Genomic DNA, 25,348 nt, shown 5'->3' with positions numbered 1-25,348 from the left:
GTGTACCGGGTCAGGGAGCGCCGCGCAGCACCGCAGCACCGACGGCGGCTTCGGTGTGCGCCACGAGTTCCTTCAGCGGGTCCGGCAGGGCTGGGATGATCAGGTTGAGTCGGTGGTGTGCGCGCGGACCGGCGCTCCACAGCACCTCCCGGGTCAGTCCCGCGGCGGCGACCAACCCGAGCAGCGTCGCGTCGGGCACGCTCGGCGGCTCGGCGCGTTCCAGCAGCGCACGCAGCCTGGTTGCCGGCCAGGCCACCACGTTGAGGTCGATCGGCTGATAGGTGACGGTGGTCCGCAACAGTCGCCGGCTCTCCTGCCGGCGTAGTACGCCGGCCCGGGACAGTCGCTCGCCCACCGAGGTCACCGAGGTCTGCGCGAGAAAGCTGAGCCAGGTACGCACCGACTGGTGCTGGGCCTCACCGATCAACTGATCCAGCACGGTGTGCGCCAACGCGTCGGCCGGTGGCCGACGGTCGATCACGCCGACCTGGCCGGCGACGACCGTGATGTGTCCATAGAGGATCAGCTCGCCGAGAAGCCCCCCGGCCAGCCCGAGGCCGGTGGCCGCCGGGTGCAGCTTCGCCTTGCCGCGGGTGTCGTTGTGCGCGATCAGAAAGAACTCGTCGGCGGTGAGCACACGTCCTCCCGAGCCGGCCGTCCACAGTGATCGCTAACCGGGAAAGGATGCACCGAGCGCAACTGCAACGCAACTCCCGTTTTGGCCAGTTGCACTCCGTGGTGAAACGACCTGCGCCTTTTCCCGTGACAGACTCGGAGGGTGACCGCGAGCCCCACTGTTCGACGCCGCCGTATCGCCCGGGAACTACGCCAGTTGCGGGAACGCGCCGGAATGACCTTGGATGTCGCCGCCCGACAGTTGGACATGTCCAAGAGCAACCTGTCCCGCATCGAGAACGCGCAGATCGGCATCAAGCCGCGCGATGTCCGGGCCGCGCTCGCGCTGTACCAGGTCACCGGCAACGATGCCGAGGCGCTCATCGAGATCGCTCGGGGCGCACAGCAACGCGGCTGGTGGCAGCACTACAGCGACGTACTCCCGGAATGGTTCGAGTTCTACGTGGGACTGGAGGCCGAGGCCGCCACCCTGCGCACGTACGAGGCCGAAGCGGTGCCCGGCCTGTTGCAGACCGAGGCGTACGCCCGCGAGGTGTACCGGTTGACCGCCGGCGAGGACGATCTGGACCGCAAGGTGGCCGCCCGGCTACGCCGGCAGGACGTGCTGCGCGGCGACGAACCGGTGGAGCTGTCGGTGGTGCTGAACGAGGCGGCACTGCTACGCCCTGTCAGCGATCGCACCGTCATGGCGGGCCAGACGAGCCACCTGGAAACCCTGGCCCAATTACCTAACGTAACTATCCAGGTACTTCCATTCGACGCCGGGGGACATCCGGCCATGAACTCGCCGTACGTGATCCTCACGTTCGCCGACGCGGCCGACGCGGCCGTTGTCTACCTGGAGAATCTCTCCATGGGCCTGGCACTGGAGGAGGCCGCGCAGGTGCGCTCGTATAGCCTTGTGCACGAGAGGCTGTGCAGTCTGGCACTCGATCCAGCGGCGTCCCTGATCCGCCTGAAGGAAGCTTCTCGTTACTTTACGTGACCGCTGCATCGCGGTCACTCTCGGTATCGACGAAGGGATCGCGATGACCGCGCTCGACCTATCCCGGGCGGAGTGGCGCACCAGTACGCGCAGTGTGGGCAACGGCAACTGCGTCGAGGTGGCCACCATCGACGGTGGGGTCGCGGTTCGGGACAGTAAGGACCGCCACGGCTCCGTGCTGACCTTCTCGCCATCGGCGTGGAACGCCTTCGTCATCAGCGTCCACACCCGCTGACCCACCAACGCCCCGGGTCGGGTCGCGGCCAGAACAGCCCAGCCATCACCATCTGTAACCTATACACGATGCATGGCAGCTAACTCTCCGCAATCGGGCCGCTCCCCCACCCACATCCCTCCCTCCGCCCTTTGCTCTGCTTCAACCCACGCAACCCCCCACCGGCCTGCCACATTGTCCGGGCCTGGCGGACCGCCGGACGGCGATGACCGTTGCGGAAAGTAACCGTTGCGTGGGTTGAAGCAGAGCAAAGGGGCAGAGGACCCTATGCGGGCCCGGAGAAGCGGCTACGAGATGTGACGGGCATGCCCAGGTCGACGGGACCCCGCCGCCCAGCGACGCAACCAACGCGGGACGGGACGACGTGGGGCCCGAGTCGGGCAGGGGCGGAGGTACGGCGAGGGCAGGGGCCCAGGCGGTGCGAGACTGGGCCGTGCTCTCCGACGTGCCTATCGACCTGCCGGTGCGGGCGGTGCTGCCGGCGCTGGTGGCGGCGCTGGGCTCGGCGGGCAGCGCGATCCTGGTCGCCCCGCCGGGCACCGGTAAGACCAGCCTCGCCCCGCTCGCCGTGGCCGACGCGGTGGACGGGCGGGTGATCGTCGCTCAGCCTCGCCGGGTGGCCGCCCGGGCTGCGGCGCGCCGGATGGCGGCGCTGCTCGGGGAACCGGTCGGCGGTCGGGTCGGCTACGCGGTTCGGGGTGAACGGCGGGCCGGACCGCGTACCCGGATCGAGGTGGTCACGACCGGGCTGCTGGTACGCCGGATGCATCACGACCCCGAGTTGGCCGGCGTCGATGCGGTGCTGCTCGACGAGATTCACGAACGTCAACTCGACGCGGATCTGGCGCTCGCCTTCAGCGTCGAGTCCCGGGCGACCCTGCGGCCAGAGCTGTGGCTGTTGGCCATGTCGGCGACTCCGGAGGCGGACCGCTTCGCCGCCCTGCTCGGCGGCACCGTGCCGGCGCAGGTGGTTCGGGCCTCGTCGGCGCTGCATCCGGTGACCCGCGTCTGGGCGCCACCACCCCGGCCCGTGGTGCCACCCGGTGCGGGCCCGGTGGACCGGGCACTGCTCGATCACGTCGCGGCCACCGTCCGACGGGCTCTCGTCGAACAGGACGGCGACCTGCTGGTCTTCCTGCCCGGCGTGGGCGAGATCGCCGCCGTCGCCGGCCGTCTTGTCGAAGTGCAGGACAGCGTCGACGTGCTACGCCTGCACGGCCGTCAGAGCGGCGCCGAGCAGGACGCGGCACTGCGGCCGGGAAGCCGGCGGCGGGTGGTGCTGGCCACGGCGGTGGCCGAGAGCAGTTTGACCGTGCCAGGCGTACGGACGGTGGTGGACGCGGGCCTGTCCCGGGTGTCGCGGCTGGACCTGAACCGCGGGTTGGGTGCCCTGGTCACCGTGCCGGTGTCCCGCGCGGCGGCGACCCAACGGGCTGGCCGGGCCGGTCGGGAGGCACCCGGCCAGGTCTACCGGTGCTGGTCGTTCGGGGCGCACGAGCGGTTGCCTGCGCAACCGGAACCGGAGATCGCCACCGCCGACCTGACCGGGTTCGCCCTCGAACTCGCCGCCTGGGGCGCCCCGGGTGGGACCGGGCTCGCGCTACCCGATGCGCCGCCGGCTGCGGCCATGACGGTGGCGGGCGAGACCCTGACCGCCCTCGGTGCGATCGACGCGAACGGGCGGATCACCGAGCGGGGCCGGGCCGTGGTCGCCGTCGGAGCACATCCGCGACTGGCCCGGGCGCTGCTCGACGGGGCCGACCGGGTCGGTGCCGAGCGTGCCGCACAGGTGGTGGCGCTGCTCGCCGAGTCGACCGTGGCGGGTTCCGGCGACGATCTCGGTGCCGCCTGGCGCCGGTTGCGCGCCGGCACCGACCCGGCCGCCACCGCCCGCTGGCGCTCGGAGGTTCGCCGGCTGCGCACCGCCCTGCTGTCCGCCGAGGCAGCCCAGGCGGGCGACGGCCAGACCGGCGACGGCCAGTCGAGCGGTGGGACGCACGACGGCCGAGCCGGCGATGGCGAGGCCCGCGACAGCCGAGCGGGCGAGCGGACGGCGTGGTTGCCCGACGAGCTTGCCGCCGGGTTGCTGGTCGGATTGGCGTACCCGGAACGGTTGGCCCGGGTGCGGCGGCCGGGGGGTTCGGCGTACCTGATGAGTGGCGGGACCGCGGCGGAGCTCGCGCCCGGGTCGGGGCTGGCGGGCGTCGACTGGTTGGCCGTCGCGGTGGCCGACCGCGCCCCCGGGGCACCGGCCGCCCGGATCCGGCTCGCCGCCGTCCTCGACGAGGCGACCGCCCGCGAGGCAGCCGGTTCGCTGCTGCGCGCAACGCGGGAGATCGGCTGGTCGGGTGGGGACGTGGTGGCCAGGGAGGTGCTCCGGCTGGGTGCCATCGAGCTGGTCGACCGTCCGCTGGCTCGCCCCGACCGGCAGGCGGTGGCCGACGCGCTGCTGACCGGACTGCGCGAGACCGGGCTCGACGTGCTGACCTGGACGCCGGCGGCCAGGGCGCTGCGCGAGCGGCTGGCGTTCTGCCGGTACGCGCTCGGCGACGACTGGCCCGATGTCTCCGACGAGGCGTTGCTTGCCGGCGCGCCGCACTGGCTCGGGCCGGAGCTGGCCGGCGCCCGACGCCGGGCCGACCTGACCCGCATCGACGTGACCGGTGCGCTACGCCGGCTGCTGCCCTGGCCGCTGGCCGGGCGGCTGGACGAGCTGGCACCGGAGCGGATCGCGGTGCCCAGCGGTTCCCGGATCCGGGTCGACTACGCCGACCCGGCCGCGCCAGTGCTCGCGGTCCGGCTCCAGGAGACCTTCGGCTGGCCCGAGGCGCCCCGAGTCGGTGGCGGTCGGGTGCCGGTGCTGCTGCACCTGCTCTCCCCCGCGGGCCGACCGGTGGCGGTCACCGCCGACCTTGCCTCGTTCTGGCGTTCCGGCTACCGCCAGGTCCGTGCCGAGCTGCGCGGACGCTATCCGCGCCACCCCTGGCCGGAGGATCCGACCACCGCCACGCCGACCCGACGGGCCGGGCGGCGTTCCTGAGGGCTCACGGCTCGTCGACCACGTCGGCGATGACGACGGTGATGTTGTCCGGGCCACCGGCCTGCAACGCCAGGTCGATGAGTTGGCGCGCGCAGGCGTCCCGCTCCGGCTGGCCGACCAGCACCTCGGCCAGAGTCTCGGTGCGTACGACGTTGGACAGTCCGTCGCTGCACAGCAGCCAGCGGTCACCGGCGCGGGGCACCATCGTCGCGTACGTCGGGGATACCTCGTCGCCCTGCAACGCCTGGGTCACCACGGCCCGGCGGGGATGGCTGCCGGCCTGGTCCGGCGTGATCAGCCCCTGGTCGACGAGCATCTGCACGAAGGTGTCGTCCCGGGTGATCTGCTTCAGTACACCGTCGCGGAACAGGTAGGCCCGGGAGTCACCCACGTGGGCCAGCGCCAGGCAGCTGCCGGTACGCGCGAACAGCAGCGCGGTAAGCGTGGTGCCCATGCCCTGCCGCTGGGGATCCTCGGCGACCGCCTGACGGATCCGTTCGGTGGCCAGCTGGATGCCGTTCTGCAACGCGGCGACCAGCACGTCCTCCGGCGTCTCCAGATCGAGCGGTGCGACGGCTCCGATGGCGATGGCGCTGGCCAGGTCACCGGCGGCCATGCCGCCCATGCCGTCGGCGACGGCGACCAGCCAGGTGCCGGAGTGCAACGCGTCCTGGTTTCCGCTGCGGATCAGCCCACGGTCGCTCGTCCCGGCGGAACGCAGCTTCAGGGTCATGGCACGCAGCCTGCCAGGAGTAGGGCTCGGTTGTCTCTAGGAGATCAGGACCGCTCGGCGTGGCGCGGCAAATCTCACTCAGGGTGAACATGAATTCTCATCGGATGCGATCGATTGACATGTCCTGCGCGTCCTGGAAACATGCCCGATACCTGGGAGCGCTCCCAGCCTAAACCACTCACCACGCCCATTCCGTCCCGCTCGTCGGAAGGACTCCCCCGTGACGCCATCCCGACGTCGTCGTCTCGCGGTGCTCGCCGCGGCGACCGCCGTGGCGCTGGTCGGCGTTAGCGCCGGCACCGCGTTCGCAGATCCACCCGCCGACGCACCCGAGCAGATCCGCAACGGTGACTTCAGCGAGGGCTCGTCACCCTGGTTCTCGTACGGCACCAACACGCTCGGCGTCGTCGATGGCGAGCTCTGCGCCACCGTGGCCGGCGGCCTGGCCAACCCCTGGGACGCCGGCATCGGTCACGACGCGCTCCCGTTGATCGCCGGCGCCGAGTACACCCTCGGCTTCGACGTCACCTCCACCCCCGGTGGCCCGGTGGCCGCGGTGCTGCAACTCGGCAGCGAGCCCTACACCGGCTACTACTCGGTCACCGCCGCCGCGACCCCGACCCAGCAGCGGGTCGAGCGCACCTTCGTCGCCCCGAACGACGACAGCCGCGCCCAGCTGATCTTCCAGATCGGCGGCAGTGCCGAGCCGCGGACCGTCTGCCTGGACAACGTCTCGCTGCGCGGCGGCAACCCGCCCGAGCCGTACGTGCCGGACACCGGCCCCCGGGTCCGGGTCAACCAGGTCGGTTACCTGCCCGGCGGGCCGAAGAACGCCACAGTGGTCACCGAGGCCACCGAGGCGCTGCCCTGGGAGCTGCACTCCGCCTCCGGAGCCGTGCTGGCCAGCGGCACCACCACCCCCCGCGGGGTCGACGAGGCGTCGGCACAGAACGTGCACTCGCTGGACTTCTCGTCGTACCGCACCCCGGGACAGGGGCTGACGCTGGCCGTGGACGGCGAGGTCAGCCACCCGTTCGACATCTCCGGCACGCTCTACGACCAGTTGCGGTCGGACGCCCTGCAGTTCTTCTACATCCAGCGCAGCGGCATCGCCATCGACGGTGACCTGGTCGGCGAGGAGTACGCCCGCCCCGCCGGTCACCTCGACGTCGCGCCGAACCAGGGCGACACCAACGTGCCCTGTGTCGCCAACTCCTGCGACTACCGACTCGACGTACGCGGCGGCTGGTACGACGCGGGCGACCACGGCAAGTACGTGGTCAACGGCGGTATCGCCACCTACCAGTTGCTGAGTGCCTTCGAGCGGACCAAGAACGCCGCCACGGCCGGTTTCGGCGCCGACCTCGGCGACGGGACGCTGCGGCTGCCTGAGCGGGACAACGGGGTGCCGGACATCCTCGACGAGGCCCGCTGGGAGCTGGAGTTCCTGATGCGGATGCAGGTGCCGGCCGGCAAGCCGCTGGCCGGGATGGCCCACCACAAGATCCACGACCGGAACTGGACCGGCCTGCCGATGCAGCCCGAGGACGACCCGGAGCCGCGTGAGCTGCACCCGCCGTCCACCGCCGCCACCCTGAACCTGGCCGCCACGGCCGCCCAGTGCGCCCGGCTGTTCGCCCCGTACGACAAGGCGTTCGCGCAGCGCTGCGGCAGCGCGGCGAAGACCGCCTACGCGGCGGCCAAGGCCAACCCGGCCCGGTACGCCCCGTCCACCGGCAACGGTGGTGGCCCGTACGACGACACCAACGTCACCGACGAGTTCTACTGGGCCGCCGCCGAGCTGTACCTGACCACCGGCGAGACCACCTACCTGACCGATCTGACCGCCTCGCCGCACCACACCGGCGACGTCTTCGACGCCCGGGGCTTCGGCTGGCAGAGCGTGGCGGCGCTGGGCCGCCTCGACCTGGCCACCGTGCCGAACGGCCTGCCGGCCGCCGAGCGGACCCGGATCCGCGAGTCGGTCGTCGCCGCCGCCGACAGCTACCTCGCCGAGATCCGCCGACAGGCGTACGGGCTGCCCATGCCCGGCGACCCGAACAGCTACTTCTGGGGCGGCAACGGCGCCATCATCAACAACGCGGTCGTGCTGGCCACCGCGTTCGACCTGACCGGGGCGGCGAAGTACCGCGACGGCGCGGTGCAGACGATGGACTACATCCTCGGCCGCAACGCGCTGAACATCTCGTACGTGACCGGGTGGGGCGAGCACGCGGCGGAGAACCAGCACAGCCGGATCTTCGGCTTCCAGCTCGACCCGAGCATGCCGAAGCCGCCGGCCGGTTCGATCGCCGGTGGTCCGAACGCCGCGCTCCAGGACCCGTTCGTGGAGCAGCTGCTCGAAGGCTGCGCACCGATGTTCTGCTACGTCGACGACATCGCCTCGTACTCCACAAACGAGGTGGCGATCAACTGGAACTCGGCGCTGGCCTGGATCTCCTCGTTCCTGGCCGACCAGGGCGATTCCGCTGCGGTGCCGGCGCCCACCTGCACGGTGTCGTACACCAACTACGGCTCGTGGCAGGGCGGCACCGGCTTCACCGCCCAGGTGAACATCCGCAACACCGGTACCGCCGCGGTGAACGGCTGGACCGCCCGGTTCGCCTTCACCGGCGACGCCAAGGTGCGCGATGCGTGGATGGCCAAGGTGACGCAGTCCGGGGCAACGGTGACCGCGAAGAGCGAGTCGTACAACTCGCGGATCAACCCGGGCGCCTCGGTGATGTTCGGTTTCAACGCCACCACCGGCGGCGGCGCGAACCCCTCGCCCAACCTGGTCACGGTCAACGGCGCGCCCTGCACCGTGTCCTGATCCCCGGGTGGGGTGCCGTCGGCGACCGGCACCCCACCCGGCCCCCGTCCCGCAGAGGTGATCAAAAAGTTCTGGTCCGGATCCGTCAGGGATCCGGACCAGAACTTCTTGGTCGTCGGGGCTAAACGGTGCGGTCGGGGCCGTGCGGCAGGATTGGACGCGTGGCTGACGGGGTGGTGCTGCGCAGGGGTGGTCCGGCGGACGCGGGGGCGGTGCTGCGGCTGCTCGACGACGCGACCGCCTGGCTGGTGGCGCGGGGCCGGAGCGGGCAGTGGGGCACCGGGCCCGCCTCGACGGATCCCCGTCGCATCGCCCAGGCCGACGCGTGGGCCACCGGCGGCGGACTGTGGCTGGCCCAGGCGCAGGATCGCCCGGTCGGCGCGCTGGTGGTGGGTGCGGCCACCGAATACGTGCCGGCGGCGACCGAGCCGGAGCTGTACGTCAACCTGCTGGTCACCGACCGGGCGTACGCCGGGCGGGGCATCGGTGCGCTGCTGCTGGCGCACGCCGCCGACCTGGCCCGGGAACGCGGGGTCGGGCTACTGCGGGTGGACTGCTACGCGGGCGACGACGGCGCGTTGGTGCGCTGGTACGAACGCCAGGGCTTCACCCCCACCGACCCCTTCACCGTGCCCCGCCCCAACCATCCCCCCTGGCCCGGCCAGGTCCTCACCCGTCCCCTCCACCCCACCCGCCCCCACCCTCACCCACCCCTGCGTTGATCATGAGGTTAGCGGCGCTTTGAAGATCGACAAGTGCCGCTAACCTCATGATCAACCCGAGGTGGGTGGGGGGTGGGTGGGTTGGGGGGTCAGGGGCGGAGTTTGGGGAGGATCTGGTCGCCGAAGGTGTCCAGGAAGGGGCGTTGGTCCTGGCCGACGTGGTGCAGGGCGATCTGGTCGAAGCCGAGGTCGACGTACTCCTCCAGCCAGGCTACGTGCCGGCCCAGGTCGGCGGAGATGTTGACCACCTCGGCGAGCCGGGCCATCGGCACATCGGCGGAGACCACGTCGAAGTGTTCCGGGGTGGTCAGGTCCCAGCAGACCGGCGGCGCGAACACGTTGCTGCGCCACTGGTCGTAGGCGATCGCCTCCGCTTCGGCCTGGGCGGGTGCCCAGCTCAGGTGCACCTGGAGGTGCACCGGTCCACGACCGCCGGCCTCCCGGTAGGCGTCGATCATGCGGCGCAGGTGGTCGGTCGGCGCGTTGACCGTGATCAGGCCGTCCGCCCACTCGGCGCACCAGCGGGCGGTGGCGACGCTGACGGCGGCGCCGACCAGCGCCGGTGGTTGCTCCGGGCGGCTCCACAGCTTCGCCCGGTCGATCCGGACCAGGCCGTCGTGGCTGACCTCCTCGCCGGCCAGCAGGGCGCGGATGACGTCCACGCACTCGCGCAGCCGTGCGTTACGGACGTCCTTGCGCGGCCACGCGTCGCCGGTGATGTGCTCGTTGGCGGCCTCCCCGGAGCCCAGGGCCGCCCAGAACCGGCCCGGGTACATGGCCGCGAGCGTGCCGATCGCCTGCGCGATGATCGCCGGGTGGTAACGCTGCCCGGGCGCGTTGACCACCCCGAACGACAGACCGGTGGCCTGCAACGCCGACCCGAGCCAGGACCAGGCAAATCCGGAGTGGCCCTGCCGCTCGCTCCAGGGCGCGAAGTGGTCCGAGCACATGGCGGCGTCGAAACCGACCTGCTCGGCGTGGACCACCGCCGCCAGCAGCTCGCGCGGGTGGATCTGCTCGTGGGAAGCGTGAAACGCGATCGCCGTCATGCCGCGCTTCACTACCCACCCGAAGGCAGGAGTAAGCAGCGGCTACTCGGCGTGGGCACCGGCGCCGGCGGTGGCGGCGCCCTCCCCCATCCAGACCGTCTTGACGTTGCAGAACTCGTGCATGCCCTGGGCGGAGAGTTCCCGGCCGTAGCCGGAGTTCTTCACCCCGCCGAAGGGCAGCTCGGGGTAGGACGTCGTCATCCCGTTGATGAAGACGGCCCCGGCCTCCAGGTCGGTGGCGAACCGCTGTTGCTCCTGCGGGTCGCGGGTCCAGGCGTTCGAGCCGAGCCCGAAGCTGGTGCCGTTGGCCAGCTCGATCGCCTCGTCGTACGACGCGGCCCGGTACAACCCGGCGACCGGCCCGAACACCTCCTCCGCCCACATCCGCATGCCCGGGTTCAGATCCGTCACCACCGTCGGCGGGTAGAACCAGCCCTCCCCGCTCGGCTTCTCCCCGCCGCAGAGCACCGTGGCTCCCTTGTCGACCGCGTCCCGTACCTGCGCGTCGATCTCGTCGCGCCCCCGCTCGGAGGCCAGCGGGCCGACGTCGGTGTCGCCGTCCATCGGATCACCCACCCGCAGCGCCGACATGCGATGGGCGAACGCCTCGGCGAAGGCGTCGTAGACGTCGGTGTGCACGATGAAGCGCTTGGCCGCGATGCAGGACTGACCGTTGTTCTGGCAGCGGGCGGTGGTGGCGACCTGCGCGGCCAGGTCCACGTCGGCGGAGGGCATCACCACGAAGGGGTCGCTGCCACCCAGCTCCAGCACCGTCTTCTTCAGTTCCCGACCGGCGATCTGCGCGATCGACCGGCCGGCCACCTCACTGCCGGTCAGCGTGGCGGCGCGTACCCGGGGGTCGCTCAGGATCCGGTCCACCGCCTCGGAGCCGACCAGCAGCGTGGTGAACGCGCCCTCCGGGAAGCCGGCCCGCCGGAACAGGTCCTCCAGCAGCAACGCGGTCTGCGGCACGTTGGAGGCGTGCTTGAGCAGGCCGGTGTTGCCGGCCATCAGGGCCGGCGCGGCGAAACGCATCACCTGCCAAAGGGGAAAATTCCACGGCATAACGGCCAGCACCGGGCCGATGGGCTGGTAGCGGATGAAGGCCCGGGTCGCCGAGACCGCTTCGGCGTCGACGGGCTCGTCGGCGAGGAACTCGGCCGCCCGGGTGGCGTAGAAGCGGCAGGCGGTGGCGCACTTGATGACCTCGGCCTTGGCGGCGGCGAGCGTCTTGCCCATCTCGGTGGTCATCAGCCGGGCGATCTCGTCCCGCTCCGCCTCCAGCAGGTCGGCCGCCGCGGTCAGCCACCGCCCGCGCTGCTCGATCGTGGTGCCGCGCAACTGCCGGTACGCCAGGTCGGTCCGCTCGATCGCGCCGTCGATCTGTTCGTCGGACATCGCCTCGTACGTCTTGAGCACCTGGCCGTTTACCGGATTGGTGGTGGCGATGGTCATCAGTGCTTCTCCCGTCACTCGAACAGCGAGTGCCGCGCGCCGGGCTCCTCCCGGCGGCGGGCGGCGCGACGACGTTGAATGATGATCAGGTCGACCACGGCAACCACCGCGAAGACGGCGCAGACGACACCCAACCAGACCACGTCGGCACGGAACGCCAACACCGCGAAAACGGTCAAGGTGACGAGCCCGAAGCTGGCCAGCGCCAGCCGCAGGTTCAGTGCGCTGTACGCGTGACCGACCGTGCCACGGGCTCGCCGGGGCTGTGATCTCGTCATCACCTCCACCTACCCCGCCCCGCCAGAGCTAACCGTCGTTCGGGACGGCCCGTGCCGGCCGATCAGGAACCCCAGGCGCCACGGGCCGCCGCATCGGCGGCGTATGCGGCGAAGCTCGTCGGATCGTGGCCGGTCACCTCCCGGACCGTCCCGGTCGGCTGGCCGTCGCCCAGGGCGCGCAGGGCCCCGAAGGCGGCGATCTCGCCCGCCACCTGCTCGGCCGGCACACCGAGCGCGAGCATCATCGCCCGATAGTCGTCGGCCGTACCGAGATGACGTACCGGGCGGCCGACCTTCTCGGTGAGGATCTCCGCGGCCTCGCCGAAGGAGAGCGCGTCCGGGCCGGTGATCTCGTACGTCCGGCCGGCGTGCCCGGCACCGGTGAGGGCGGCGACCGCGACGCCCCCGATGTCGTCGGCGTCGACGAAGCACTGACGGGCGTCGCCAACCGGCATGGCGATCTCTCCGGCGAGCACGGACTCCCGGAAGAAGCCCTCGTCGAAATTCTGGTCGAACCAGTCGGGGCGAAGGATCGTCCACTGCGCCCCGCAGGCACGCACCGTCTCCTCCGCGGCCATCAGTCGCTCGTCACCCATCGCCTCGATCGCCCGGCTGGAGAGCAGCACCACGCGGCTCACCCCGTGCTCCACCGCCAGCCGGACGAAGTCGGATTCGACCGGCCGGTCGTGCGGAGCCATCAGATACATCGCGCTGACCCCGGCAAGGACTGGCCGCCAGGAATTCCGATCGGCCCAGTCGAAGCGCGCCTCTCCCGAGCGGGACGCGGATCGGAACGGGTGCCCGGCGTCCCGCAACCGGCGGACCACCCGCCGACCGGTCGTGCCGGTGCCGCCGAGCACGAGAATCATGTCCTGGTTCGTCATGCGCCCAGTCGAGCAGCCGCGTGTGACAAGGTCGGCCGGCCAGCAAGGTCATCGGGCGCCACGGAGCCGGGCGCCACGGACTTGCCGTGCGTTGCGTTACACCGGCCCCGCGTGACCCGGCCGATCGGGACATCGGCGGGGAACATGGACCCATGACCGTGAGCCATGCCGAGCCGGTGACCGTCGCCGTCGCCCGACACGCCGACCCCGCCCGTACCGACGAGATGGTGGCGTGGATGCGGGCCGGCACGGCGCTGGCCGAGGCGTTCCCGGGTTTTCTGGGTGCGGGCTGGGTACGCCGCGCCCCCGGATCGGGCGACTGGCACATGCTGTACCGGTTCGCCGACCCGGACACCCTGCGCCGTTGGGAGGAATCGCCGCAGCGACACTGGTGGCTGACGTCGGCGCAGGGCATCGTCGAGCACACCCACGTCGAGCGGCGGACCGGCATCGAGGGCTGGTTCGACCCCCCGCGCGCGGCGGCCGTCGAGCCGCTCGACGCGGAACCGACGGTGCCGCCGTCGCCTCCGCGCTGGAAGCAGGCGGTGACCATCTGGCTGGCGTTCTTCCCGCTCAGCCTGACCGCCACCCTGCTGACCGGCCAGTTGCTGCCCGGGCTGCCGACCGCGGCGCGGGTACTGGTCATGACGCTCACCCTGACCCCGCTGATGACCTACCTGGTGCTGCCCCGGATCACCAGGGCGCTGCACTGGTGGCTGCACGGTCAGCGGGCGCCCTGGCGTGGCGACCGACGGGCACTCCGGCACCGGTAGCGGCTGGCCGTCATAGCACGCCGGCCCGGGGTACGACAGGGCACTGCCGCATCCCCGACAGCAACGCGCGCCCCACCCGGCCCGTACGCGTAGAGTCACCGTGCTGTCGCGCTGTGCTGTGAGGCTGGGGAAGTCATGCCTGGACGCTGGACCACCGCCGCCGTCTGCCTGCTCGCGCTCGTCGCGTTGGCCTGCGAGGCGGGCGGGGACGCGGCGCCGCGACCGTCGGGTGGCACGGCCCAGCCCGGCTCCCCCCGGGTCGTCGCCGCCCTCGGTGACTCGATCACCACGGGCTTCGGCTCCTGTCTGGTCCTCACCTCGTGCCAGCGCAACTCCTGGTCGACCGGGGACGGACTGCGGGTCGACAGCCACTACCGTCGACTGCTCGACCGTAACCGGGGCCTGCGCGGCAAGGCGCACAACCACGCCCGGGCGGGAGCCCGTGCCGCGGCGTTGGCCGGCCAGGCGGAGGCGGCGGTACGCGACCGCGCCGACTACGTCACGGTGCTGGTCGGCGCCAACGACGCCTGCCGGGCCACGATCGACGCGATGACCCCGGTGGCCGACTTCCGAACCGAGATCGACCGAGGGCTGCGGGTGCTACGCGAGGGGCGACCGAAGGCCCGCGTCCTGGTCGTCAGCATCCCGAACCTGTACCGGCTCTGGGAGGTTGGCCACGACGAACCCCGGGCGGCACGCGCCTGGCGGCGGGGCGTATGCCCGGCACTGTTGGCCGAGGCGACGTCGACCGCACCGGCGGATCGCAGCCGCCGCGCGGCGTTCCGGGAACGGATCAGCGCGTACAACGGTCAACTGAGGGCGGCCTGCCGGGCCTACGGCTCGCGATGCCGCTATGACGGCGGGGCCGCGCACCGGGTCCGCTTCGACCTGGACCTGGTCAACCCGCTGGACTACTTCCACCCCAATACCGCCGGCCAGTCCCGCCTCGCCGAGGTGACCTGGCGCTCCTCCGGCTACGCCGACTGACCGTCGGTCTCCTCGGAACGACGTGGCAACGGGATCCGCGACTCGCCGTGCTGACGGTAGAGCGCGCGGGAACGCTCGGCCAGCTTCTTGGTGGCCGACGAGTTCGCCCAGGTGCCGAGGATGATCGCCGCTCCGGGGACCACCTTGGCGAAGAGCCGCTTCGCCGCGCGCACCCCGGCCATCTGGGCGAGCCGGACGCCGAGGTGCAGCACCACCCGGCCGAGCGGCGCCTGCCCGCCACCGCCGAAGAGCGCACCCGCCCGTTCCCGCCCGGCCGCCACTCCCAGCGCCACCCGGGCGCTCGCGGCAACCTTGTGCACCTTCTGCAGGACCAGCAGGTCGGTGGCGCGGTCCGGATGCGTCGGGTCAACGCCGTACGCGGCGGCGACGTGCAGGACCATGCGGGACTGGGTCCAGGCCAGCACGCCGACGTCGACCACCGCACCGGGCAGTCCGGCCGCGCCGGAGACGGCCCCGGATAGCCGGGCCTGGTTGACGAACCGACGTACCGCCTGCTCCGCCAGGGCCTCGGCGCCGATGCCGGGCTGCGCGGCCCGGATCCGCTGCACCCACTGTGCGGCCTCCGGACCGAGCCGGCGCACCGCCTCCAGCGCGAGGTGCTCCGGAGCGTACTGCGGATCCTGGCGCATCCGGTCCCACAGGGTGGCCGGCGGCGCCTCGACGACCCGGCTGCCCGGGGTCGGCGGAACCGGGGTGACGGGTTGGCCCTCGGCGGGCACGGGATCGCTCATCACCTCTCCTTTCGGTGGCGACCATCCATGTGTACCCCGCCGGGGCAACGGCGTACCGTCGGCCGATCGCACGGCGAGGCCGGGCCGGCCGGACCGGCACGGCAGGAATGCACGAGGATGGCAGGTACGTTCTGGCGATCGGGGCACCGTGAATCCGGTGGCCCCGTTACGCACATGCAGGGAGGCCGCACCGGTGCTCGACCCACACGAGCTCTACGAACTCAACGACGATCTGCCCGACCTCGGTCAACCGGTCCTGATCCAGGCGCTCACCGGTTTCGTCGACGCCGGTAACGCGAGCCGGCTCGCCCGCGAACAGCTGCTCACATCACTGGAGTCCCGCCCGATCGCCCGGTTCGACCTGGATCAGCTCTTCGACTACCGCTCCCGCCGACCGGTGATGACCTTCGTCGAGGATCACTGGGAGAGCTACGACGACCCGGAGCTGGAGCTGCACCTGCTCCACGACGACGACGAGACCCCCTTCCTGCTGCTCACCGGCCCGGAGCCCGACCTTCAGTGGGAACGGTTCACCGCCGCCGTCGCCGGGCTCGCCGCCCGACTGGACGTCCGGCTCACCGTCGGGCTCAACGCGATCCCGATGGCGGTGCCGCACACCCGACCGACCGGCGTGACCGCGCACGCCACCCGGCGCGACCTGATCTCCGGCTACGAACCGTGGCTGCAACGGGTGCAGGTCCCCGGCAGCGTCGGCCACCTGCTGGAGTTCCGCCTCGGTGAGGCGGGCCGCGACGCGCTGGGCTTCGCCGCGCACGTGCCGCACTACGTGGCGCAGGCCGAGTATCCGGCCGCCGCCGAGGTGCTGCTGGCGTCGGTGTCCCGCAGCACCGGGCTGCTGCTGCCCCGGGACGGGCTGCGCTCGGCCGCCGAGGTGGTGCGGGTGGAGATCGACCGGCAGGTCGCGCAGAGCGACGAGGCCACCAGCCTGGTCCAGGCGCTTGAGGAGCAGTACGACGCGTACGCCCGGGGCCGGGGTGAGAAGAACCTGCTCGCCACGGAGAACGGTCCGCTGCCCACGGCCGAGGAACTCGGCGCCGAGTTGGAGCGTTTCCTCGCCGAGCAGACCCGCCCGAACAACGACAGCCCGGGAAGCTGAGCGGGGGCCTTCGGGCTGACCAGGGCGGCGCCGACGACCTCGGCGCGTGTCGGCCGGCGGTGGCCGAGCGGGCCCAGCGGGAATGGGGCAGGCTGGCATCATGCGCCTGGCGACGTGGAACGTGAACTCGGTGAAGGCCCGGCTGCCCCGGCTGCTCGACTGGTTGGCGGGCACCCGCCCGGACGTGGTCTGCCTTCAGGAGACCAAGTGCCCGGACGGCGCCTTCCCGGCGACCGAGGTGGGTGAGCTGGGGTACACGGTGGCCAGTCACAGCGACGGCCGGTGGAACGGGGTCGCCGTCCTGTCCCGGGTCGGTCTGGCCGATGTCACCGTCGGGTTCGCCGGCGAGCCCGGCTTCCCCGACCCGGAGGCCCGCGCGATCTCGGCCACCTGCGGCGGGCTGCGGGTCTGGTCGGTGTACGTGCCGAACGGCCGCACGCCCGACGACCCGCACTACGCGTACAAGTTGGCCTGGTTGGCGGCGCTGCGGGACGCGTTGGACACCGAGCTGACCAGCCCCGCGCCGCTGGCCGTGTGCGGCGACTTCAACGTGGCTCCCACCGACGACGACGTGTGGGATGCGGCGCTGTTCGTCAACTCCACCCACGTCACGCCGCCCGAGCGGGCCGCTCTGGCGGCGCTGCGCGATCTCGGCCTCACCGACGTGGTGCCCACCCCGATGAAGGGACCGCACCCGTTCACCTACTGGGACTACCGGGCGGGCATGTTCCACCAGAACAAAGGCATGCGCATCGACCTGGTGTACGCCTCGGCCCCGCTGGCCCGCGCGGTCCGGTCGGCGTACGTGGACCGGGAGGCCCGCAAGGGCAAGGGTCCTTCAGACCACGCCCCCATAGTCGTCGACGCCGACCTGACCCCCACCGTCGAGCCCCTCTGAGCACCGCGCCGCGCCTGACCACGCCTCACCCCGCCCTCAAGATCCGTGCAACTTCAGCGATGTTGCGGCCTCAATGCCTCGCGAGGCAGCACTATCAGGGAAGTTGTAGGGATCATGAACACCTACCGGGGCAGTGTTGGTTCGTCTGGGCCCGGTTAGGGTGGGGGTATGGCAGTTGTGAAGATCAACGCGATCGACGTTCCGCCCGGTGGCGGCGAGGAGTTGGAAAAGCGGTTCGCCGCCCGGGCCCGCGCGGTGGAGAACTCCCCCGGTTTCCTCGGCTTCGAACTGCTGCGTCCGGTGGCCGGCGACAACCGCTACTTCGTCTACACCCGTTGGGAGACCGAGCAGGCGTACCAGGACTGGGCCGCCGGCCCCGCCCGAGCCGCCCACGCCACCCCGCCCGGAGCCGAGCGGCGGCCACCCGTCGCCTCCGGTGCCACCCTCCTGGAGTTCGAGGTCGTCCAGCAGGTCCCCTGACCGACGGCCCTTCGTAGTCGCCGGACCTCAGCGGTAGCGGCGGGTACGTCAGGATGGGCGGGTGGTGGTGAGGGTGGCGAAGGCTATGACGTTGTCGGCATAGCCGGTGCCACCGCCGAGCCACTCGCCGCCGCAGGTGATGAGCCGCAGGCCGGGCGGGCCGTCGTGGCCGTAGACCCGGTCGGCCGGCAATTGTTCCTTCGGGAAGTGCTCCACCGAGTTCACCGTGAACACGGCCACCGAGTCGTCCTCCCGGGCCACCTCGACGGTGTCACCCACCTTCAGCTTGCCCAGGTGGTAGAAGACCGACGGGCCGCTCTTGGTGTCAACGTGCCCGACGATGACCGCCGGCCCCGGGTCTCCGGGCACCGGCCCACGGTCGTACCACCCGGTTTCCTCGTGCCGGCTGAGTGGCGGCACGGCTATCGAGCCGTCCGGTGCGTCGCCGACCGGCTTCACCGGCGCCGAGACGTCGATCGACGGAATGGACAGGCTCACCGGCCGCGCGGCGGTACGCCCAGCGGACACCGTCGATGCTCCGCCGGAGCCTCCCTCTCCCCCGGTGGCCGTCCAGTCGAGCGGTCCCCCGACGGTGTGCCCGAGCCCGGCGCCGGTGGCGAACACGCCGGCCAGCACGAGCACCACCGCCAGCGGCAGCGACCACGGGCTGCGCCCAGAGCGCGTCGTGCGGGCGGATCCGCCGGCGCTGCGGGGTGCCCGACGCCGATCGGTGAACGGTGCTGCGGCGCGAGCCCGCCGAGAGCCGAGGTCCGCAGCCCGGTCACCGTGAGACGGTGGCGGGCCGGCCGCGGGTACGAACAGGTCGGGGCGGTGGGTGGGGCGGGGCGAACTACCGGCGGGGCGGGGTGTGCGGGCGGCGGTCACTACGGGCTCACCGTCGACTGCCGCGACGGCGGGTCGCGGTGACCCAGAGGACCATCCCGGTGACGGTCAGCGCCAGACCGCCGGGGAGCAGCAGACTGGCGGTGATATTGCCGGCACCACCGCCGAAGCCGGTCGCCGGCCCTCGGCTGGGCTTCATCTGGCGTACGACCTGGATCATGGTGGAGGCGGTCTCGCCGCCCCGGCACTCCAGCTTGACCCGGTAGTTGCCGGGGAGGACCCGCTCCTTGACCATCGCGGTCCCGGTCAGCAGCCCGCGCTGCGGCTGCACGGCGACCCGGCCGAACGCGTCCGAGACGACGATGGCCCCCACCGAGTTGTCGTGGCAGCTGGCCCGGAGCCCGACCAGATGGCCCGGTTCCACCATGCTCGGCGAAACCTCCACGAACACGGTCGGGCCAGGCTGCGGCGCGCCCTCAGGCGGACCAGGCTGCCCACCGCCGGGTTGCCCGACGACGACCGGCACGACGGCGGCCCGAGCGGGTGACGCCGTCAGCAGCGGGGTGACCAGGACGATCGCGAGCAGCGCAGCGACGGCCACGAGGGCACGCAGCGGAGCGGCGGACAGCGCCCGACGAGTGCGTCTCGCTGCTGACACGATGCCCCCTCCCGGTGCGCCGGAGCGGTCGCCGGGCACTGCCGGACACCCGGTCCTGCCTTTCACCGATGATGGTCTCACCACCGGGCGTACATCACATCCGGTCCTGCGCGGTGCTCGCGTAGGCTCGGTTGGTGGTGACCTCCACCGACCCGACTCCCGCCGTCGCCGCGCCGCACCTGGCGCGGGCGATCCGTACCTACCACCCGCGTCGCGGCCGGATGAGCGGCCGGCAGGTGACGGCGTTGGAGCAACTCTGGCCGCGGTACGGGCTGCGCGTCGCCGACGCCGACCCGTTCGACCCCGTCGGCCTGTTCGGCCGTCGGGCTCCACTGGTGGTCGAGATCGGTTCCGGCATGGGCGACGCGACCGCCGAGATGGCCGCCGCCGACCCGGATCGAGATTATCTGGCGGTCGAGGTGCACACCCCGGGAATCGCCAACCTGCTGGACCTGATCCACCTTCGTGACCTGGGCAATGTCCGGATCGTCGACGGCGACGCGATGGAGTTGCTCGATCTGCTGCCGCCCGCCTCGCTGGACGCGGTGCACGTCTTCTTTCCGGACCCGTGGCCGAAGTCCCGCCACCACAAACGGCGGCTGATCCAGCCGACGCACGTGGCGCGGTTGCGTTCCCGGCTGGCGGTAGGCGGCACGCTGCACTGCGCCACCGACTGGGCGGAGTACGCCGAGGCGATGCGGGCGACGCTGGACGCCGACCCGGGCCTGGTCAACGCCTACGACGGGTACGCTCCCCGGCCCGCGTACCGGCCGGTGACCCGGTTCGAGCGGCGGGCGCTGCGCGCCGGCCGCCCGGTCGCCGACCTGATCTACCGCCGCCGCTGAGCCGACCCACCGTCCCGGGCTGGACCACCCGCCGGAGCCCGGTTGGCGTCACGGCGCGTGATCCAGGCACCATGGACCGGCCATGACACTCACCGCCGCGCTGCCGAAGACCGCCGACCCCGACACCCTCTACGACGCGTTCGCCAGTTGGGCGTCCGAGCGCGGCCTGGACCTCTACCCCCACCAGGAGGAGGCGGTCATCGAGATCGTCTCCGGGGCCAACGTGATCATGAATACGCCGACCGGCTCGGGCAAGAGCCTGGTCGCCATCGCCGCGCACTTCGCCGCCCTGGCCGACGACCGGACGACCTTCTACACCGCGCCGATCAAGGCGCTGGTGTCGGAGAAGTTCTTCGCGCTGTGTGAGGTCTTCGGTGCCGAGAACGTCGGCATGCTCACCGGCGACGCCAGCGTCAACGCCGACGCCCCGATCATCTGCTGCACCGCGGAGATCCTGGCCAACCTGGCGCTGCGCGAGGGCAGCCGGGCCGACGTCGGTCAGGTGGTCATGGACGAGTTCCACTTCTACGCCGAGCCGGACCGGGGCTGGGCCTGGCAGGTGCCGCTGATCGAGCTGCCGCAGGCCCAGTTCGTGCTGATGTCGGCCACGCTTGGCGACACCACCCGGTTCGTCGACGACCTGACCCGGCGTACCGGCCGGGCGACCGCCGTCGTCCGCTCGGCCCAGCGGCCGGTCCCGCTGCTCTTCTCGTACGCGATGACGCCGCTGCACGAGACCCTGGAAGAGCTGCTGGAGACGAAGCAGGCCCCGGTGTACGTGGTGCACTTCACCCAGGCCGCCGCCCTGGAACGCGCCCAGGCGCTGATGAGCGTCAACGTCTGCACCCGGGCCGAGAAGGACATGATCGCGGCGGCGATCGGCGGGTTCCGGTTCACCTCCGGCTTCGGCAAGACCTTGTCCCGGCTGGTCCGGCACGGCATCGGCGTACACCACGCGGGCATGCTGCCCAAGTACCGCCGGCTGGTGGAGACCCTCGCCCAGGCCGGGCTACTCAAGGTCATCTGTGGTACGGACACCCTCGGCGTCGGGATCAACGTGCCGATCCGCACGGTGCTGTTCACCGGCCTTTCCAAGTACGACGGGGTGCGCACCCGGCTGCTCAAGGCCCGCGAGTTCCACCAGATCGCCGGCCGGGCCGGCCGGGCCGGCTTCGACACCATCGGCCGGGTCGTGGTGCAGGCGCCCGAACACGTCATCGAGAACGAGAAGGCCCTCGCCAAGGCCGGCGACGACCCGAAGAAGCGACGCAAGGTGGTACGCAAGAAGCCCCCGGAGGGCTCCATCGGCTGGGGAAAGCCCACCTTCGACCGTCTGGTGGAGGCCGAACCGGAACCGCTCACCTCCAGCTTCCAGGTCAGCCACTCGATGCTGCTCAACGTCATCGGCCGCCCCGGCGACGCGTTCGTGGCCATGCGGCACCTGCTCACCGACAACCACGAGGACGCCGCAGCCCAGCGCCGGCACATCCGCCGAGCCATCGCCATCTACCGCGCGCTGCGGGCCGGCGGCGTGGTCGAGGAACTGCCCGAGCCGGACGAGACCGGGCGGCGGGTCCGGCTCACCGTCGACCTGCAACTCGACTTCGCGCTCAACCAGCCGTTGTCCCCGCTCGCGCTGGCCACCATCGAGCTGCTCGACAGCGAGTCGCCGTCGTACGCCCTGGACGTGTTGTCGGTGATCGAGTCGATCCTCGACGACCCGCGTCAGGTGCTCTCCGCGCAGCAGTTCAAGGCCCGCGGCGAGGCGGTCGCCGCGATGAAGGCCGACGGCATCGAGTACGAGGCCCGGCTCGAACTGCTCGACGAGGTGACCTGGCCCAAGCCCCTCGCGGAGCTGCTGGAGAACGCCTACGAGATGTACCGGCGGGGCCACCCCTGGGTGGCCGACCACCAGCTCTCCCCCAAGTCCGTGGTGCGGGACATGTACGAGCGGGCGATGACCTTCACCGAGTACGTGCAGTTCTACGGCCTGTCCCGCTCGGAGGGGCTGGTGCTGCGCTACCTCGCCGACGCGTACAAGACGCTGCGGCAGACGGTGCCCGAGGAGGCCAAGACCGAGGAACTGGTCGACCTGATCGAGTGGCTGGGTGAGCTGGTCCGCCAGGTCGACTCCAGCCTCATCGACGAGTGGGAGCGGCTGCGCAACCCGACCGACCTGCCCGAGGTCGCCGCCGCCCTGGACGACCGGCCGGCGCCGGTCACCCGCAACCCGCGGGCGTTCCGGGTGCTGGTGCGCAACGCCCTGTTCCGGCGGGTCGAGCTGGCCGCGCTGCGGCAGTGGGACGCGCTGGGCGAGCTGGACGCCGACTCCGGTTGGCCCGCCGACGCCTGGGCCGACGCGTTGGAGCCCTACTTCGAGTCGTACGACGGGATCGGGACCGGTCCGGACGCCCGCGGCCCGGCGCTGCTGATGATCGAACAGGGTCGGGAGCGCTGGACCGTACGGCAGATACTGGACGACCCGGAGGGCGACCACGACTGGGGCATCAGCGCCGAGATCGACCTCGCCGCCTCCGACGAGGCAGGCGCCGCCGTCGTCCGGATCACCGACGTCGGCCAGCTCTGAAATTTCCTACGAGGGGCCGTCCGGGATGCCCGGGCGGCCCCTTTCGTGCCCTGGGCGATGTCAGGGTCGTCGATTAGAATGTATGTACTAATCGAGTTCCTGACCTGGGAGGATGCTCGTGACCGCGCCCATCTCCGCCCCCCTCACGCCGTACGCCACCCTCCTCGGTTTCACCCGGTACGTCGACCGCACCGGCCCGACCAAGGCCAGCTTCGTCGGTGGCCTGCGCCGACAGCGGGCGAGCCGCTCCGGGTTCAACCCGCACGGCCAGTTCGTCAAGGCCCTCAAGGCCGACATCGCCTTCCACACCGGCGGCACCCACCTGGCGCAGGTGGTCGACGTGGTCAAGCCCCGGTGGCGTCCGCTCTACCAGTCGCTCGTGCCCGGCGCGACGGCGTGGCTGCACTCGCTCGGCGAGCCCGCCGGGGTCGACCTGGCCCAGACCCGCGACGCCCTGGCCATGCTCGGCGACCTCCCCATCAAGATCAACCCCCATTTCGGCATCCGGTACGCCGACGGCCGTGCCGAGGCGGTGCGCCTGCACTTCGACGAGGCCCCGCCCAGCGAGGAGGCGACGCTGGCGGCACTGCACCTGACCGCCCGTCACATGGACGCCGTGCTCCCGCACGCCGAGCCGGTCCTGGTCGACGTACGCCGGGGCAGCACCCTCCGGATGCCCGACAACGCCAGGCCCGACGAGATCGAACGCTGGCTGGCCGGCGAGGCAGCGGCCTTCCGCGCCATCTGGTCCGCCGCCGCCTGACCCCGCCCCCGCCCCCGCCCCGCCACGTCCCGCACACCACGTCGCGTCACGTCGCGTCGCGTCGCGTCGCGTCGCGTCGCGTCGCGTCGCGTCGCGTCAAGATCCGAGCAACTTCGGGGAAGGTGTCGCCTCCAGACTCGCTGAGGCGACACCTTCCCCGAAGTTGCTCAACCAGTGCCTCGTGTGGCGGCGCGGCGGGTTATCCACAGGGGTGTCGGGGCGGGCTCACACTCGTCCATCGTGGACGACATGCCAACTTCCGCTCGGCGTCCACCGCAACTGCGTGGGCGCGTCTTCCGTGGTTCCCGTGTTGTGGCCCGTGGGCTGTTGACTCGGGGCGAGCTGCGCAGCAGCGCATGGCGCCCGGTCTTCCGGGACGTGTACGCCGACGTACAACTCACCCTCTCGCACCGCACCCGTTGCCTAGCTGCGGCGCGCTGGGTTCTACCACCCGGCGCGGTGATCGCCGGTCGGAGCGCCGCTGCACTGTTCAATGCCGGGTTCATCGGGGATGCCGAACCGCTCGACATCCTCGTGCCGACCGGGCTCCGGTTTGGGCCGGTCGCCGGTCTCGCTGTGCACACCGGCGAGGTCACCGAGATCGACGTGCTGGCGCACGCTGGTATGCCGGTCACCACGCCGCTGCGTACCTGCTGGGATCTGGCTCAATGGCTGAGCGTCGAGGAGGCCGTGGTCGTGGTGGACCGGCTACTCGGCCAGCGACTCGTACGCGTTGATCAGCTGCGGGAAGTGGTGGACCGTCGTCGCGGTACCCGAGGCTGGAGACGCATGCTTCGGGTGGCGCAGCTGGCCGACCCGGGCGCGGAGTCGGCCCAGGAATCGCGGCTGCGGGTGCGGATCGTGCTGGCCGGTCTTCCCCGGCCCGTCACCCAGTTCGTGGTGGAGCGCGACGGCAGGTTCGTCGCCCGGGTCGACCTCGCCTGGCCGGAACTCAAGATCGCGGTCGAGTACGACGGACTCTGGCACGACGACCCGCAGCAACTTCATCGCGACCGGCGACGCCTCAACCGCCTGCTCGGCGAGGACTGGATCGTCCTGCACGTGACCGCCCAACGGCTCCGCGAGGACTTCGACGGCTTCCTCGCCGAACTCCGCCAAGCCCTCCGTACCCGCACGCGCTAACCCCGCCCACAGACACCCCCGCCGCAAGGCCACCACCCACAAGTCGCCGCGCACAGAGTCGCCGCGCAGTCGCCGCCAGAGTCGCCGTGCAGTTTCGGGGAAGATGCTGCCTCCGCCCGCGGCGAGGCAACATCTTCCCCGAAACTGCACGGCTCGTGAATCACGGCTGGGAGCGGGGCGGGCTAATGGGGGGTGGTGGGGGTCAGGTTGGTGACGGGCACGACCTTCGGGTCGTCAGGGTTGCCGACGATGACGCGTAAGGCGGGATAGCGGTCGGCCAGGACCTGGCGGCAGGCGTCGCAGGGGGTGACCAGGGCTCGGCCCCGGTCACCGACGGTGACGATGGTGTCCAGCTCTGCCACGCCCTGCGTGGCGGCGGTGCCGAGCGCTACCGTCTCGGGGCAGGCCCCTCCCGTCGCGTGCACCACGTTAACTGCGGAAATCACCCGACCATCGGCGGTACGGGCCGCCGTAGCGAGGGTGTGGGTGGCACTGCGGCAACGCAGCTTCGCGACCGCACTGGCGGCCTGCACCAGCGCCCGATCGGTGTCACGCATCATCATCGACGTCCCCGTGTCCCGCTCCCAGCCCGGCGCCCAACGATAGACCTCCCCGTCGGCGGTGGCACCACGCCACCGCCCCACCCTGGTAC

The 25,348-nt window shown here is 71.6% G+C and carries 24 protein-coding genes; 14 read left to right on the top strand and 10 right to left on the bottom strand.

All coding sequences use genetic code 11. From position 1 onward, the window contains the following. Nucleotides 1–10 precede the first annotated feature (10 nt). Nucleotides 11–637, bottom strand: a complete 627-nt coding sequence (locus tag O7601_RS16120) for a GPP34 family phosphoprotein (RefSeq protein WP_281561957.1) — start codon at nt 635–637, stop codon at nt 11–13. Between the two features lie 141 nt (nt 638–778). Here O7601_RS16120 and O7601_RS16115 point away from each other — a divergent pair, with 141 nt between their 5' ends. From O7601_RS16115 to O7601_RS16105, 3 genes are all read left to right on the top strand, one after another. Further along, nucleotides 779–1,621: a helix-turn-helix transcriptional regulator gene (locus O7601_RS16115; protein ID WP_281561956.1), complete on the top strand. Its 843-nt coding sequence runs from the start codon at nt 779–781 to the stop codon at nt 1,619–1,621. Between the two features lie 43 nt (nt 1,622–1,664). Continuing rightward, nucleotides 1,665–1,856: a DUF397 domain-containing protein gene (locus O7601_RS16110; protein WP_281561955.1), complete on the top strand. Its 192-nt coding sequence runs from the start codon at nt 1,665–1,667 to the stop codon at nt 1,854–1,856. Between the two features lie 433 nt (nt 1,857–2,289). Next, nucleotides 2,290–4,896: an ATP-dependent helicase C-terminal domain-containing protein gene (locus O7601_RS16105; RefSeq protein WP_281566941.1), complete on the top strand. Its 2,607-nt coding sequence runs from the start codon at nt 2,290–2,292 to the stop codon at nt 4,894–4,896. Between the two features lie 4 nt (nt 4,897–4,900). On the opposite strand, the gene O7601_RS16100 is transcribed toward O7601_RS16105, so the two are convergent. Continuing rightward, on the bottom strand, nt 4,901–5,629 hold the full coding sequence (locus O7601_RS16100) for a protein phosphatase 2C domain-containing protein (protein ID WP_281561954.1): 729 nt from the start codon (nt 5,627–5,629) through the stop codon (nt 4,901–4,903). 220 nt (nt 5,630–5,849) lie between these two features. On the opposite strand from O7601_RS16100, the gene O7601_RS16095 reads away from it, so the two are divergent. Both O7601_RS16095 and O7601_RS16090 read left to right on the top strand, forming a co-directional pair. Beyond that, nucleotides 5,850–8,462 carry a glycoside hydrolase family 9 protein gene (locus tag O7601_RS16095; RefSeq protein ID WP_281561953.1) on the top strand — a complete coding sequence of 871 codons (2,613 nt, stop codon included), beginning with the start codon at nt 5,850–5,852 and terminating at the stop codon, nt 8,460–8,462. Nucleotides 8,463–8,623: 161 nt separating this feature from the next. After that, nucleotides 8,624–9,184 carry a GNAT family N-acetyltransferase gene (locus tag O7601_RS16090; RefSeq protein WP_281561952.1) on the top strand — a complete coding sequence of 187 codons (561 nt, stop codon included), beginning with the start codon at nt 8,624–8,626 and terminating at the stop codon, nt 9,182–9,184. An 89-nt stretch (nt 9,185–9,273) separates the two neighbouring features. Here O7601_RS16090 and O7601_RS16085 read toward each other — a convergent pair whose 3' ends face one another. The 4 genes from O7601_RS16085 to O7601_RS16070 form a co-directional block, all read right to left on the bottom strand. Then, complete coding sequence (locus O7601_RS16085; RefSeq protein ID WP_281561951.1) at nt 9,274–10,233, bottom strand: TIGR03885 family FMN-dependent LLM class oxidoreductase; 960 nt, start codon at nt 10,231–10,233, stop codon at nt 9,274–9,276. Nucleotides 10,234–10,275: 42 nt separating this feature from the next. Then, nucleotides 10,276–11,688: an NADP-dependent succinic semialdehyde dehydrogenase gene (locus O7601_RS16080; protein WP_281561950.1), complete on the bottom strand. Its 1,413-nt coding sequence runs from the start codon at nt 11,686–11,688 to the stop codon at nt 10,276–10,278. A 14-nt stretch (nt 11,689–11,702) separates the two neighbouring features. Then, on the bottom strand, nt 11,703–11,966 hold the full coding sequence (locus O7601_RS16075; protein WP_281561949.1) for a DUF6343 family protein: 264 nt from the start codon (nt 11,964–11,966) through the stop codon (nt 11,703–11,705). Nucleotides 11,967–12,028: 62 nt separating this feature from the next. Next, nucleotides 12,029–12,850, bottom strand: coding sequence for an NAD(P)H-binding protein (locus O7601_RS16070; protein WP_281561948.1), 822 nt, complete (start codon nt 12,848–12,850; stop codon nt 12,029–12,031). Between the two features lie 152 nt (nt 12,851–13,002). Between O7601_RS16070 and O7601_RS16065 the strand changes: the two genes are divergently transcribed. Both O7601_RS16065 and O7601_RS16060 read left to right on the top strand, forming a co-directional pair. Continuing rightward, on the top strand, nt 13,003–13,623 hold the full coding sequence (locus O7601_RS16065; RefSeq protein ID WP_281561947.1) for an antibiotic biosynthesis monooxygenase: 621 nt from the start codon (nt 13,003–13,005) through the stop codon (nt 13,621–13,623). Between the two features lie 135 nt (nt 13,624–13,758). After that, entirely contained in the window at nt 13,759–14,610 is an 852-nt protein-coding gene (locus tag O7601_RS16060) for a GDSL-type esterase/lipase family protein (protein WP_281561946.1), read from the top strand. Here the strand turns inward: O7601_RS16060 and O7601_RS16055 are convergent. Then, the gene (locus O7601_RS16055; RefSeq protein WP_281561945.1) at nt 14,598–15,362 is read right to left on the bottom strand and encodes an EcsC family protein; all 765 of its coding nucleotides are present in this window, start codon (nt 15,360–15,362) and stop codon (nt 14,598–14,600) included. The two genes, O7601_RS16060 and O7601_RS16055, sit on opposite strands and share 13 nt — an antisense overlap. A gap of 193 nt (nt 15,363–15,555) precedes the next feature. On the opposite strand from O7601_RS16055, the gene O7601_RS16050 reads away from it, so the two are divergent. From O7601_RS16050 to O7601_RS16040, 3 genes are all read left to right on the top strand, one after another. Continuing rightward, on the top strand, nt 15,556–16,479 hold the full coding sequence (locus O7601_RS16050) for a PAC2 family protein (protein WP_281561944.1): 924 nt from the start codon (nt 15,556–15,558) through the stop codon (nt 16,477–16,479). Nucleotides 16,480–16,579: 100 nt separating this feature from the next. After that, nucleotides 16,580–17,377, top strand: coding sequence for an exodeoxyribonuclease III (locus O7601_RS16045; RefSeq protein ID WP_281561943.1), 798 nt, complete (start codon nt 16,580–16,582; stop codon nt 17,375–17,377). 168 nt (nt 17,378–17,545) lie between these two features. Further along, nucleotides 17,546–17,857 carry an antibiotic biosynthesis monooxygenase gene (locus tag O7601_RS16040; RefSeq protein ID WP_281561942.1) on the top strand — a complete coding sequence of 104 codons (312 nt, stop codon included), beginning with the start codon at nt 17,546–17,548 and terminating at the stop codon, nt 17,855–17,857. A gap of 48 nt (nt 17,858–17,905) precedes the next feature. Here the strand turns inward: O7601_RS16040 and O7601_RS16035 are convergent, their stop codons facing one another. Further along, nucleotides 17,906–18,514, bottom strand: a complete 609-nt coding sequence (locus O7601_RS16035; protein ID WP_281566940.1) for a class F sortase — start codon at nt 18,512–18,514, stop codon at nt 17,906–17,908. Nucleotides 18,515–18,749: 235 nt separating this feature from the next. Next, nucleotides 18,750–19,358, bottom strand: a complete 609-nt coding sequence (locus O7601_RS16030; protein WP_281561941.1) for a hypothetical protein — start codon at nt 19,356–19,358, stop codon at nt 18,750–18,752. 221 nt (nt 19,359–19,579) lie between these two features. Here O7601_RS16030 and trmB point away from each other — a divergent pair, with 221 nt between their 5' ends. The 4 genes from trmB (at nt 19,580) to O7601_RS16010 (ending at nt 24,696) form a co-directional block, all read left to right on the top strand. Further along, nucleotides 19,580–20,203 carry a tRNA (guanosine(46)-N7)-methyltransferase TrmB gene (gene trmB, locus O7601_RS16025; protein ID WP_281566939.1) on the top strand — a complete coding sequence of 208 codons (624 nt, stop codon included), beginning with the start codon at nt 19,580–19,582 and terminating at the stop codon, nt 20,201–20,203. A gap of 82 nt (nt 20,204–20,285) precedes the next feature. Next, nucleotides 20,286–22,790 carry a DEAD/DEAH box helicase gene (locus O7601_RS16020; protein ID WP_281561940.1) on the top strand — a complete coding sequence of 835 codons (2,505 nt, stop codon included), beginning with the start codon at nt 20,286–20,288 and terminating at the stop codon, nt 22,788–22,790. A gap of 118 nt (nt 22,791–22,908) precedes the next feature. After that, on the top strand, nt 22,909–23,553 hold the full coding sequence (locus O7601_RS16015; protein ID WP_281561939.1) for a hypothetical protein: 645 nt from the start codon (nt 22,909–22,911) through the stop codon (nt 23,551–23,553). A gap of 249 nt (nt 23,554–23,802) precedes the next feature. After that, nucleotides 23,803–24,696: a hypothetical protein gene (locus O7601_RS16010; RefSeq protein WP_281561938.1), complete on the top strand. Its 894-nt coding sequence runs from the start codon at nt 23,803–23,805 to the stop codon at nt 24,694–24,696. 182 nt (nt 24,697–24,878) lie between these two features. On the opposite strand, the gene O7601_RS16005 is transcribed toward O7601_RS16010, so the two are convergent. Beyond that, nucleotides 24,879–25,340, bottom strand: a complete 462-nt coding sequence (locus O7601_RS16005) for a cytidine deaminase (protein WP_281561937.1) — start codon at nt 25,338–25,340, stop codon at nt 24,879–24,881. Nucleotides 25,341–25,348: the final 8 nt, after the last annotated feature.

The organism is Verrucosispora sp. WMMD573 (assembly GCF_027497175.1).
In the GTDB taxonomy this organism is placed as follows: domain Bacteria; phylum Actinomycetota; class Actinomycetes; order Mycobacteriales; family Micromonosporaceae; genus Micromonospora.
The sequence above is the reverse complement of the archived record's forward strand: the minus strand, read 5'-3'. Positions and strand labels throughout refer to the sequence as shown.